Origin of the sequence: Nonlabens marinus S1-08 (genome assembly GCF_000831385.1) — a bacterium.
Lineage (GTDB): Bacteria > Bacteroidota > Bacteroidia > Flavobacteriales > Flavobacteriaceae > Nonlabens > Nonlabens marinus.
This window is the reverse complement of the sequence record NZ_AP014548.1, coordinates 962,189-974,724: the sequence shown is the minus strand read 5'-3', so window position 1 is coordinate 974,724 and position 12,536 is coordinate 962,189. Positions and strand designations below refer to the sequence as shown.

The window sequence follows — 12,536 nt, the reverse complement described above, 5'->3', positions numbered from 1 at the left end:
TGAAATTTATAAATAACAGAAAAATGAAAAATATAAACAAACTCTTTGCTTTGCTAGCAGTGGTTGCGATGACCTTTTCTTGTGTAGAGGATGATGACTTTGCCGTTCCAGAAACGAGTCAAGCAGTAATCGATGCTCCTGCAGGAACCATCGATTTACAAGCTGTCGTGAATCAATACCGTACCAACTCCACTCCTATCACTTTCGGTGAAAATGCTGGATTTATTGAAGGTTATGTGATTTCTAGTGACGAAGGCGGGAACTTTTTCAAAGAATTGATCATTCAAAACAAAGCTGAAAATCCAACAGCAGGTGTTAATATCAAAGTGGATGTTACTCCATTGTTTACCAGATTTGAATTTGGAAGAAAGGTGTATGTGAAGTTAGATGGATTGACTTTCGGAGAGGCAAATGGTGTTTATGCTTTAGGTTTCGGAGAAGATTTCAATAGAATACAAGAGTCTAGACTTGATGAATATATCCTGCGTGATGAGGAGACAGTTACCATCGTTCCTATAGAAGTGAACGTTTCTGACATTTCACAATCTCAAGAAAACCAGTGGGTACGTGTAGTAGATGTTCAATTCCCAAATACAGAGCTAGGGAAAACCTTTGCCTCAGAGCAAGGTGACACTTTTGATGGAGATCGTTTGTTACAATCTTGTGCAGACTTTTTTGCAGCTCCAATAGTGTATCAAACTTCAACATTTGCTGATTATAGAGCATTACGCCTACCTGGTGGCAGTGGATCTGTTACTGCGATTGTATCAAGAGATTTTAGAGATGACTTTTTTGTACTGAACTCAAACAGTCCTGAGGATATCAACTTTGACCCTAATACACGATGTGATTTCAATGTAGTTCAATGTGGTCTAGCAAATGGACCAGGACCTATCACCTTATTGGATGAAAATTTCAATAATGGCATTAATAATCAGCCTACAGAACCTGCTGGTTGGACTAATTATATTGAGGCAGGAAGCATTCGCTGGACGACCTATTTTAACAGCGATAGAAACAGTCCTGGAACACGTGCAAACAACTTCAACTCTGGTGACGCTAGTTCTATTGCCTGGTTGATTACCCCACAAATTGACTTTGACGCACAAGATGGCGAGGTTCTTAACTTCTTTACTTCAAACAGTTTTGCAGATCAATCCTCTATGGAAGTGCTGTTCTCTAACGACTGGGATGGAACACCTGCTGGTGTAGAAACTGCGACCTGGAGCGCTGTAGCAGATGCTACTATCGTTTCCAACAGTGAGAACTTTAGAAACTTCGTTTCTTCTGGAAATGTGTCCCTAGATTGTGTAGACGGTATAGGAGCAATCGCTTTTAGATATCAAGGTAGTGAGGCTGATGGAGGCGGTAGCAGCGGTGGAGCAAACGGTACTTACGAGCTGGACGACGTTAAAATTACAAGCAACTAATCTTATAAGAAAGTTCGCTTTCGCGAAAGCGAAATAAAAACAAAACCACTGCTCTCAACTGGCAGTGGTTTTTTTATGGTTAATTGCGACGCAACACCGCGTACACTGGAAAGTGGTCGCTGTAGCCACCAGCATAACGCTTTCCAATAAAAGTTCGTGCCGGTTGACCACGATATTTACCTTTCCATTGGCGCAACATGATATCGTCAAAAATATCGGCCTTATGTAAAAACAGGCTTCCAGGAATGTCGTTGTGTAGGTTTTGGCTGACCATGATCTGATCAAAGAGATTCCATTTGAACTTATGGTTCAAAGAGCCACGATGACCCTTTTTTAACGGCCCAATGACATTATCAAACCCATATGGTAAAATCCCTTGAGCAATACTATCATTATCTGGGTCGTCATTAAAGTCGCCCATAATCACGATAAAGGTGTTGTCTGCATCTTTCTTTTTTAATCGATCCTCGTCCTTATCCACTTGTTGTATATGTTGAATAAGTTGGCGTGCTGCCGCTTCTCTCTTATAGTTGGTAGATTTAGAGCCATCACGTCTAGACGGCCAGTGATTCACGTATAGATGGATAGTGGTACCGGAGAGAACACCTTTGACATATAAAATATCCCGAGTCGTATCGCGTACTCCTAGCTCATCCTCGAGTAATAAAGAGATAGGTGTGGCCTGGATTACTTTAAACAAATCCTTGCGATATAGCAAAGCGACGTCAATACCGCGCTCATCTGGGCTATTAAAGTGGACGTAATCGTAATTAAATTCTTTGAGTTTAGGCTGATCGATCAGGTCATTGAGTACCTTTTTGTTTTCCACCTCGGCTACCCCTAATACCGCAGGAGGTTTTCCAGTGTATTCTGTTCCAATTTTAGAAATAGCATCACTTAATTTTTGCAATTTCTTGAGGTAACGGGCTTTATTCCATTCATTACGGCCTAGTCTCGTAAAATCATCGTCTAAAATATGAGAGTCGTTTTGAAAATCGAAAAGGTTTTCAAGATTGTAGAACCCTATAGTATATTGTTCAAAAGATTGTGAGGGAACTGCCACGTTGCTTATTTATCTCAAAGCTAATCATTATTTAGGATCAGGAAGATCTAGTAATACTGAAAACCCATTAACTCCAGGCCTATCCCTTATAGTAAACTACATAAATGAATCAGACTACAACTCTAAAAATTGGAAACAGAAGTACCAATCCACTACAAACTATCTTTGTGTAACATTGAAATCTATGCTTGAACTTTCAAATACACTAATGGAAGGACCGGGTGCCACCGTGCTACTCCTTCACGGTTTTTTAGGTAGCGCACAGCAGTGGCAACCCATCGTGAATGATTTAAAAGGCAAGCACCAGTTGTTACTTATTGAGCTTCCAGGTCATGGAAAGAGCCCTGATCCAAATCCATACAACCTCAGCGACGTGGCGAGTGCCATTCATCAAATACTTCAAGATCTTAATATCGCGCGAGTTCACTTTGTAGGACACAGCATGGGTGGTTATGTGGGTTGCGCTTTCGCGAAAGCGTACCCTCAACAACTCTTGTCTCTCCACCTCATCAATAGTTGCGCAGCAGCAGATACTGATTTGCGTAAGTCTCAACGAGATCGTTCTATCCAACTAGTTTCTAAATATCCTAAGGCATTCATCAGCATGGCAGTCAGCAACTTATTCACGCCCGCTGAAAAGGAACTATTTGAAGCTAAAATTGATCTCATAAAATCTCAAGCGCAAAAAATTTCTAATGCTTCCATTATTTATGCGCTCATGGCCATGCGCGATCGAGATGATTATTTGGATGAATTGAGACAATCACATTTTCCAATCACCTATATATATTGTAATGCAGATGAGATCATTCCGTCAGACTTAGTGCAGATAGAGTTAAAGTTGTTGAAAACTAATAGCTTTCAGATCCATTCCGGTCACATGAGTATCATCACTCATCCCAATGAAATTCTAGATAAAATGCATTTAATCGAATAAAAAGATCGTTAAACGTTGTTTTGTGAATAACTTTTTCTATTTTAACAGAACTTTTGAACTAATAGCTTTCGTTTATGGCAAAACCTACCCCTTTTATTCATCCCCTAAAATTTTTGACTTGCAGCATAACAGGTCATCAAATGGAAATTTCTCACGTCGTCAATGATCGCGTGAATGAATTGTGCTGCAAAAATTGTGGTAAGCAAATGACTAATAATATCTATGGCGAGATCGTACCGCTCAATGATAGATATGAAAGAATCAACCGCTCCCTAGCACAGTTGGCTCGTAAAAAAGGATTGCTGCGTACGAGAGCTGCTTAGTTCTCAAAGCTATTCCATCCCATTGCCTTGATTGCAATCTGTTCTCCCCCACGGGTAACTAGATGGATGCCATCGCTTTGCGGCAATACATGACCAATAATTGAAAGACTAGGATTTGCTTTAATCTTAGGAAAATCTTCCTGCTTTATTGTAAAGAGTAATTCATAATCTTCACCACCACTCAAAGCTACTGTAGTACTGTCCAGATTAAATTCTTCACAAGAACTAATCACCGTTGGATCCAGTGGCAATTTATCTTCATAGAGTTTCATTCCCACACCCGATTGTTTGCACAGATGAATAATTTCTGAACTTAAACCGTCTGAAACATCAATCATACTGGTAGGTTGCACATCCAGCTCTTCTAATAATTTGGGAATATCCCTTCGTGCTTCTGGTTTTAACTGTCGCTCAATCAAATAACTGTAAGCTTCAATATCTGGTTGGCTGTTAGGATTTGCCTTAAAGACTGCCTTTTCTCTTTCTAAAATTTGAAGCCCCATATAGGCCGCTCCTACATCTCCTGAAACAACTAACAAATCAGTGTCCTTAGCTCCTGACCTGTAAACGATCTTATCTTTCACTTGTTCACCTAGAGCAGTAACTGAAATAATCAAGCCGCTCGTACTGGCTGTAGTATCTCCACCTATCAAATCGACGCCATAATTGGAACAGGCAAGTTGTATGCCTTCATATAACTCTTCCACCGCTTCCACAGGGAATCTATTAGAGATCGCTATCGATACCGTTACTTGAGTGGCAACTGCGTTCATGGCATACACGTCTGACAGATTGACCATAATAGATTTGTAACCTAAATGCTTCAACGGTACATAACTCAAGTCAAAATGAATGCCTTCTACTAGCATGTCTGTCGTGACGACCGTGTGGTTTTCAAACTTTACCACAGCTGCATCATCGCCTATGGCCTTGACCGTACTGGTATTTTGAATTTCAAAGGATTTGGTAATATGATCTATCAGGCCGAATTCGCCCAACTGTTCTACCGGAGTTCTTAATGGATTTTTATCTTCAATCATCCTACAAAATTACGACTATGATTTGTGATGCACTAACTATCTGTCACATGCCTTAATAGGTATAGTCTTTGCACATAAGCCTATATGAGATTCTCATGGCATCCTCGTCCTTACCGCGGTTTGTATTGTATCTTTGTACACATTTATTTAATCGATTGACCCTATGATTAATGTTTCAGAAACAGCAAAAAACAAGCTGACCTCGCTCATGAGTGAGGAAGGTTATTCTATAGATCAGGATTTTGTTCGTGTAGGCGTTAAAAGCGGCGGCTGCAGCGGTCTTTCCTATGATTTGACTTTTGATAAAAACACGGTGGAAACTGACAAGGTATTTGAAGATAATCAGGTGCGCATTGTTGTGGACAAACGCAGCTTTCTTTATTTGGTGGGTACTACCCTAGAATTTAGTGGTGGTTTAAATGGGAAGGGTTTTGTTTTTAATAATCCTAATGCCCAGCGAACTTGTGGGTGTGGTGAGAGCTTCTCGTTGTAAGCAAAATGATAAGAATTTCGCTTTCGCGAAAGCGAACAAGCCTCCAGCTATCGGGCTTATAATTGAATAGCAGTAAAGTTCCAGTTTTTAACCACTGGGGTTTCAAAAACGAAAACTAGTTATGGCAAAATATACAGAAGAAGAATTACAGAAAGAACTTGAGACTAAAGAGTACGAATATGGATTCTACACAGATATTGAATCTGACACTATCCCCATAGGACTTAGTGAAGATGTGGTACGTATGATAAGTGCCAAAAAGAATGAACCACAATGGATGACAGAATGGAGACTAGAGGCGTACCGCCACTTTGTTTCCATGCACGAGCCTGAGTGGGCAAATGTTACTTATGAGAAACCTAAGCTTCAAGACATTTCCTATTATTCTGCTCCTAGCAAGAAGCCAAAGTATGAAAGCCTGGATGAGGTAGATCCTGAGTTGTTAGAGACTTTCAAGAAATTAGGAATTTCAATCGACGAGCAAAAGAAACTAACTGGTGTTGCTGTGGATATCGTGATGGACTCCGTTTCAGTAGCAACGACTTTTAAAAAGACATTAGCAGAGAAAGGAATTATTTTCTGTTCGATATCTGAGGCTATTCAAGAGCATCCAGAATTGGTAAGAAAATATCTTGGAACAGTAATTCCACAACGGGATAATTATTATGCGACTTTAAATGCAGCGGTATTTTCTGATGGATCCTTTTGTTATATTCCTAAAGGTGTACGTTGCCCTATGGAACTAAGCACCTACTTCCGTATCAATCAAGCAGGAACCGGTCAGTTTGAAAGAACACTGGTGGTGGCAGACGAGGGAAGTTACGTAAGTTACCTAGAAGGATGTACGGCTCCATCACGTGATGAGAATCAATTGCACGCTGCTTGTGTAGAACTAGTTGCACTTGATGGTGCTGAGATTAAATACTCTACAGTTCAAAACTGGTATCCTGGAAATAAAGAAGGAAAAGGTGGGGTTTATAACTTTGTGACGAAGCGCGGTATCTGTGAGAAAGATGCTAAAATCTCTTGGACACAAGTAGAAACTGGTAGTGCCATTACCTGGAAGTACCCTAGTTGTATTTTGAAAGGGGACAACAGCGTTGGTGAATTCTATTCTATCGCCGTGACCAACAACTTTCAGCAGGCAGATACGGGAACTAAAATGGTTCACATAGGTAAAAACACTAAGTCTACCATTATTTCTAAAGGGATCAGCGCCGGGAAATCACAGAACTCCTATAGAGGTTTAGTTCAAATCAACTCTAGAGCAACAAATGCTCGTAACTTCTCACAGTGTGATAGTTTGTTGATGGGTAATGAGTGTGGAGCGCACACATTCCCATATATTGAAACTAAAAATAACAGTGCCAAAGTAGAGCACGAGGCGACCACAAGTAAAATAGGTGAAGATCAAATTTTCTATTGTAACCAGCGTGGTATCGATACTGAAAAAGCCATTGCGCTTATCGTGAATGGATTCTCTAAAGAAGTCTTGAACAAGCTTCCTATGGAATTTGCAGTGGAAGCTCAAAAACTTCTAGAAATTAGTTTGGAAGGTTCCGTAGGATAACAAAATTTCAACACCCAATCAAAAACAAACATGAAACAGATTATTTACATTTTTGCTACTGCTCTTTTATTGATCTCTTGTGAAGATTTCAAAAAAGGCTATGAAGATGGAATGGCTCAAGCGGAGGCAGAAGCTGCCAAACAAGACAGCCTAGCTGCGATGCCAGAAGTTGAACTTCACATCTTTGACGGTGGCAGTATATTAGCCAAGCAAAAACAAATGTTCTCTGCAGGAGATAAATATGCAGGAGAAACACAAGAATTAGCAAGTCCTTTTTACATCATTAAACACCCAGACGGTATTCTTTTATGGGACACAGGTCTTCCTGAAGGGCTTGTAGGTCAAGGCGATGTTACACCAGAAGGTGATGCATTTACTATTTCACGTCAGGAAAAAATTGTGGACCAATTGGCTAAAGTGGGTTTAACTCCAGCAGATGTTGACATGATCGCGTTTTCTCACGTGCATTTTGACCATACGGGAGCAGCAAACAACTTTCCAAATGCCAAATGGTTGGTACAACAAACCGAAATGGACTTTATCAAAAGTGATGCTATTAAAGACAATGCATTTTATGCACCAGACTCGTTTAGCAAATTGACAAATACTGAGGTTATTGAGGGCGATGTTGATGTTTTCGGTGACAGCAGCGTGATGATCAAATTCTTTCCAGGTCATACCGCAGGACACCAAGCATTATACTTGACTTTAAAGGAATCAGGACCAGTATTACTTTCTGGAGACACCTACCATTTCCAGCAAAATCGTGAGGATGCTGTGGTACCACAATTCAACTACGACATGGAAGAAAGCAGAGAAAGCATTAAAGAATTTGAGGATTTTGCTGCAAAAACAAATGCTAAGGTCATCATTCAACATGATCCAAAAGACTTTAAGGCTTCCATGACTAAAAACCCAATGAAGTAATGAAATACGTTTTAATAAGCCTGTTATTCTTGACCCTAGCCACCAGTTGCAAGGATCAAGAAACAGTGGAAGATCCAGCAGTAACATTAGCTCCTGGCGAGGTTGCTTATAAAGGTGATTACATCCATATAGGTGACGCTGCTGTATTGAGTACAGAAGATGCGATTTATGCCGTAGAGATTGATGATCGCGCTGGAGAACTAGATCAAAGAGCCGAAGAATTTATGCGCACCCCATACGATATGGTGCAAGTAGTAGTAACAGGAGAGTTAATTCCTAATCCTCGCAAGAAAGAAACTGGTGAGGGCTGGGATGAAATGCTCCTGATTGATAAAATTATTGAAGTACGCAAATCTTCATCATCTAGCGTGATGCAGGCGCCCGTACCAAACCAAGAAGACAACTAACAACTATGTTAAAAATAAAAAATTTACACGCGTCTATTGACGACAAGGAGATTTTAAGAGGAATTAATCTAGAGGTGAAAGCTGGCGAGGTTCATGCCATCATGGGACCTAACGGTTCTGGTAAATCCACTCTAGCAAATGTAATTGCAGGTCGTGAGGAATACGAAATGACCGAAGGTGAAATTACAATGGACAGTGCTGATATCACAGACTTGGATCCAGAAGAACGCGCACACCGCGGGATTTTCTTATCCTTTCAGTACCCAGTAGAGATTCCAGGCGTGAGCGTGACAAACTTCATGAAGACCGCGATCAATGAGACCCGCAAGGCTCAAGGAAAAGACGATATGCCGGCTAAGGATATGCTTAAAATGATCCGTGATAAGTCAGAGATGTTAGAAATCGATCGCAAATTTCTATCCCGTTCCTTAAATGAAGGGTTCTCTGGTGGTGAAAAGAAACGTAACGAGATTTTCCAGATGGCGATGTTAGAACCTAAACTAGCGATTCTGGATGAGACAGATTCTGGTCTTGACATTGATGCCTTGCGCATTGTGGCAAATGGAGTCAACAAACTGCGCACTAAGGACAATGCTACTGTAGTTATTACACACTACCAGCGTTTATTGGATTATATCGTTCCTGACTATGTGCATGTATTGTACAACGGTCGCATCGTGAAATCTGGTGGTAAAGAACTAGCGCACCAGCTAGAAGAGCGCGGGTATGATTGGATCAAAGAAGAAGTAGAGGCTTAGGCTAGTGCAATAGAACATCTATTTTTTCGCTTTCGCGAAAGCGAACTAAATAAAGTTTATCCCGCACAAGATGCGGTATCAAAGCCTAATCTATCACCACTTCAAAAACAATTGAAATGAGTTTTAAAGAAAATATATTATCATCCTTCCTAGCCCTTGAAAACGAGGTCGACACGGACAGCTATGTGCACGAGTTGCGCAACAAGGCGTTGAGCAGCTTTGAAGAAAAAGGAATACCTGCTCGTAAGGACGAGGCTTATAAATACACCTCGCTGAAATCTCTTTTTAACAAGGATTACAGCCTGTTTGCTAAAAAAGAATCTGCCATTTCTTATGCAGATATCAAGAAATACCTGGTGCATCAAATCGATGCGTACCGGGTCATTTTTATTGACGGTATTTACAGCTCGCACTTATCACAAACCACGCATGATAAGTTTGACGTGTGTTTAATGTCCAGCACGCTGAATAATCCGAAGTATGCTCCTGTCATTGAGAAATATTACAATACACTGGCTGGTGATGATAGCTTAACCTCTTTGAATACAGCCTTTGCAAGAGAAGGTGCTTACATCCATATTCCAAAAAATATTCAGGTGGAGAAACCTATTGAGATCGTTAATTTCTCTACCGGGAATGAGGCAGCATTGATGGTGCAACCTAGAAATCTTATCGTTGTAGGTGAAAACGCTCAGGTGCAAATCATTGAACGCCAGCAAAGCTTATCAGACAATCCTGTTCTTACAAATAGTGTTACTGAGATTTTTGCAGACAAACGATCCATGATCGATTTTTATAAAATCCAGAATGATTTAGATAGTGCTTCCCTTATCGATCATACGAGTGTCGAGCAACAAGCAAACACTGAAGTGCGCTTGCACACCTTCTCATTCGGTGGTTCATTGACTAGAAATAACGTGAAGTTTTACCAGCGTGGTGAACACTGTAATTCCATTTTGAATGGAGTCACCATCATTGAAGGGAAACAACATGTAGACCACTCCACCCTTGTGCATCACACGGCTCTCAATTGTGAGAGCTATCAGGAATACAAGCAAATATTTGACGATAGGTCAGTTGGTGTATTTAATGGAAAAGTATTGGTAGATAAAATTGCTCAAAAAATCAACGCTTTCCAGCAAAACAACAACATTCTAGTAAGTGACAAAGCGACGATCAATGCAAAGCCGCAACTAGAGATTTTTGCAGATGATGTGCGCTGCTCGCACGGCTGTACCATCGGTCAACTGGATGAAGAAGCGTTGTTCTACATGCAATCTCGTGGTATAGGTAAAAAGGAGGCCAGAGCATTATTGATGTTTGCTTTTGCAAATTCTGTTTTAGAAAGCGTAAAAATCCCAGAGATTAAATCTCGCATCACGAAACTCATCGCTATGAAATTAGGCGTTGAGATTGGTTTTGATTTGTAGAATCATATTCCTGTAAATTTAAAAGCCCGATCCGTTGATCGGGCTTCTCTTTTTAAGGAAATCAAGGTGCTGCATCGTACCTTTGTATTCATGCTAGATATCAAAAAAATACGAGCCGACTTTCCGATTCTGAACCGTGAGGTGAATGGTCATCCTTTAGTTTATTTTGACAATGCAGCGACTTCACAAAAGCCTTCGCAAGTCATTGACAAGATTGTGGAATATTACACGATGTACAATGCTAACATCCACCGTGGTGTCCACGCTTTAAGTCAAGAGGCTACAGATCTATTTGAGGCTTCACGTGAAAAATGCCGTGCTTTTTTTAATATCCCAACAGCTAGGCAGTGTATTTTCACTTCAGGAAATACGCACAGTATCAATGCGGTGGCAAGCGGTGCTCACGTTTTTGTGAAAAAAGGAGATGAGGTTATTGTTAGCGCAGTGGAGCATCACTCGAATATTGTTCCGTGGCAAATGTTGTGCGAGCGTGTGGGAGCACATTTAAGAGTGATTCCAGTATTGGACAACGGTCAGTTGGATATGAAAGCATATCACGAGCTATTGAATCCTAAAACGGCTTTTGTGGTCGTGAATCACATCTCAAATGCACTAGGAGTGACCAACCCTGTGAAAGAGATCGTTGCAGGAGCACATAAGTATCAAGCAAAAGTTCTCATAGATGGCGCTCAGTCCTGTGGACATATGAAAGTTGATGTACAAGACATCAATGCAGATTTCTATACCATGGCAGGTCACAAAATGTGCGGGCCTACAGGAATAGGTTTATTGTATGGAACGGAAGAAGCTTTGAATGAGTTGCCTCCATATCAAGGTGGTGGTGAAATGATCGACCAGGTAACCTTTGAACACACTACTTATGCTGGCTTACCTCATAAGTTTGAAGCAGGAACGCCTAACATTGCTGGCGGTATCGCTTTAGGCGCTGCGGTGGATTATCTGAATGAAGTAGGTATGGACAACATTGCTGCCTATGAGAATGAACTGCTAGTTTACGGTACAGAGCAAATCAAATCTATACCTGGAGCGGTGATTTATGGAGATGTCACTGACAAAGCGGCGGTAATTTCTTTCAATGTAGAAGGATTGCACCCTTACGACCTAGGAACTATCATTGATAAGCTTGGAATTGCGGTGCGCACTGGACATCATTGCGCACAACCCGTAATGGACCGCTATCAGATTGCAGGAACCATAAGAGCAAGTTTTGCCTTTTATAATACTAAAGAAGAGATTGATGTTATGGTACAGGCTTTGCAACGTGCTGTAAACATGTTATCTTAACGACAGTAACTAACCTTAAATGAAAGATTTATGAAAGCACGTATTTTATTTTTTAGTTTGATGGCTCTAGCTTTTGTTAGCTGTCAGGAATTGGAAGATATTAATGGTTCTTATGAGGTAGTTACTGTAGACGGTCAGGACATGACTGGGGAAGGTATCACGATCAACATCGATATGTCTGAAAAAGGCAACAGCATTTCTGGAAACAACAGTTGTAATCAATACAGCGGGAACTTTAAGAACCCTGAGGGTAATGAGGTAGATATGGGACCTATGATGGGAACTAAGATTTACTGTGTTGAAAAGGCACAAATTGAGAAAAAATACATGACCCAACTTGCCCTTGTTAAGAAAGCAGAGTTAAAGAAAAACTATTTGAGGTTGATGGATGAAGATGGAAATGTGTTGATTAAAGCAAAAAGAGTGGATGAGTAACATAAAGGAAATACAAGAAGAAATCATTGATGAGTTTGCCATGTTTGACGACTGGATGCAGAGATATGAGTATATGATTGACTTAGGCAAAAGCCTACCAATTATTGATGAGCAATACAAGGACGAAGATCATATTATCAAAGGTTGTCAATCTAAAGTATGGGTGCATGCGGGTTTAATGGACGACAAAGTCATCTTTACTGCCGATAGCGATGCGATTATCACTAAAGGCATCATCGCCATTCTCATACGCGCCTGGTCCAATCAAAAACCTCAAGATATCTTAAATGCAGATACCAGCTTCATCGATGAGATAGGCCTTAAAGAACACTTGTCTCCTACCCGGGCTAATGGTCTTGTATCAATGATCAAACAACTTAAAATGTACGCTGTGGCGTATCAATCTCAATTGAACTAA

Annotated in this window: 14 protein-coding genes; 12 read left to right on the top strand and 2 right to left on the bottom strand. The window is 40.6% G+C overall.

The window, feature by feature from the left end:
• Positions 1-23: 23 nt before the first annotated feature.
• Entirely contained in the window at positions 24-1,430 is a 1,407-nt protein-coding gene (locus tag NMS_RS04605; RefSeq protein ID WP_041497472.1) for a DUF5689 domain-containing protein, read from the top strand.
• Between the two features lie 79 nt (positions 1,431-1,509).
• Here the strand turns inward: NMS_RS04605 and NMS_RS04600 are convergent, their stop codons facing one another.
• Entirely contained in the window at positions 1,510-2,493 is a 984-nt protein-coding gene (locus tag NMS_RS04600) for an endonuclease/exonuclease/phosphatase family protein (protein WP_041495645.1), read from the bottom strand.
• A 184-nt stretch (positions 2,494-2,677) separates the two neighbouring features.
• Here NMS_RS04600 and NMS_RS04595 point away from each other — a divergent pair, with 184 nt between their 5' ends.
• On the top strand, positions 2,678-3,430 hold the full coding sequence (locus NMS_RS04595) for an alpha/beta fold hydrolase (protein ID WP_148311332.1): 753 nt from the start codon (positions 2,678-2,680) through the stop codon (positions 3,428-3,430).
• Positions 3,431-3,504: 74 nt separating this feature from the next.
• On the top strand, positions 3,505-3,753 hold the full coding sequence (locus NMS_RS04590; protein ID WP_041495643.1) for a hypothetical protein: 249 nt from the start codon (positions 3,505-3,507) through the stop codon (positions 3,751-3,753).
• On the opposite strand, the gene thiL is transcribed toward NMS_RS04590, so the two are convergent.
• The gene (thiL, locus tag NMS_RS04585) at positions 3,750-4,793 is read right to left on the bottom strand and encodes a thiamine-phosphate kinase (protein WP_041495642.1); all 1,044 of its coding nucleotides are present in this window, start codon (positions 4,791-4,793) and stop codon (positions 3,750-3,752) included. The two genes, NMS_RS04590 and thiL, sit on opposite strands and share 4 nt — an antisense overlap.
• Before the next feature lie 163 nt (positions 4,794-4,956).
• Between thiL and NMS_RS04580 the strand changes: the two genes are divergently transcribed.
• From NMS_RS04580 to NMS_RS04540, 9 genes are all read left to right on the top strand, one after another.
• Positions 4,957-5,286: a HesB/IscA family protein gene (locus tag NMS_RS04580; protein ID WP_041495641.1), complete on the top strand. Its 330-nt coding sequence runs from the start codon at positions 4,957-4,959 to the stop codon at positions 5,284-5,286.
• Positions 5,287-5,407: 121 nt separating this feature from the next.
• Positions 5,408-6,856: a Fe-S cluster assembly protein SufB gene (gene sufB / locus NMS_RS04575; RefSeq protein ID WP_041495640.1), complete on the top strand. Its 1,449-nt coding sequence runs from the start codon at positions 5,408-5,410 to the stop codon at positions 6,854-6,856.
• A 30-nt stretch (positions 6,857-6,886) separates the two neighbouring features.
• Entirely contained in the window at positions 6,887-7,783 is an 897-nt protein-coding gene (locus NMS_RS04570) for an N-acyl homoserine lactonase family protein (RefSeq protein ID WP_041495639.1), read from the top strand.
• The gene (locus NMS_RS04565; protein WP_041495638.1) at positions 7,783-8,190 is read left to right on the top strand and encodes a hypothetical protein; all 408 of its coding nucleotides are present in this window, start codon (positions 7,783-7,785) and stop codon (positions 8,188-8,190) included. Before NMS_RS04570 ends, NMS_RS04565 begins: the two co-directional genes overlap by 1 nt.
• Positions 8,191-8,195: 5 nt before the next feature.
• Complete coding sequence (sufC, locus tag NMS_RS04560; RefSeq protein ID WP_041495637.1) at positions 8,196-8,948, top strand: Fe-S cluster assembly ATPase SufC; 753 nt, start codon at positions 8,196-8,198, stop codon at positions 8,946-8,948.
• Positions 8,949-9,064: 116 nt separating this feature from the next.
• On the top strand, positions 9,065-10,378 hold the full coding sequence (gene sufD / locus NMS_RS04555) for a Fe-S cluster assembly protein SufD (protein ID WP_041495636.1): 1,314 nt from the start codon (positions 9,065-9,067) through the stop codon (positions 10,376-10,378).
• Positions 10,379-10,468: 90 nt separating this feature from the next.
• Positions 10,469-11,683 carry an aminotransferase class V-fold PLP-dependent enzyme gene (locus NMS_RS04550; protein WP_041495635.1) on the top strand — a complete coding sequence of 405 codons (1,215 nt, stop codon included), beginning with the start codon at positions 10,469-10,471 and terminating at the stop codon, positions 11,681-11,683.
• 30 nt (positions 11,684-11,713) lie between these two features.
• Positions 11,714-12,118, top strand: a complete 405-nt coding sequence (locus tag NMS_RS04545; protein ID WP_041495634.1) for an META domain-containing protein — start codon at positions 11,714-11,716, stop codon at positions 12,116-12,118.
• Positions 12,111-12,536 (top strand): SufE family protein, encoded by a 426-nt coding sequence (locus tag NMS_RS04540; protein WP_041495633.1) that lies wholly within the window; start codon positions 12,111-12,113, stop codon positions 12,534-12,536. The genes NMS_RS04545 and NMS_RS04540 overlap by 8 nt, the downstream gene beginning before the upstream one ends.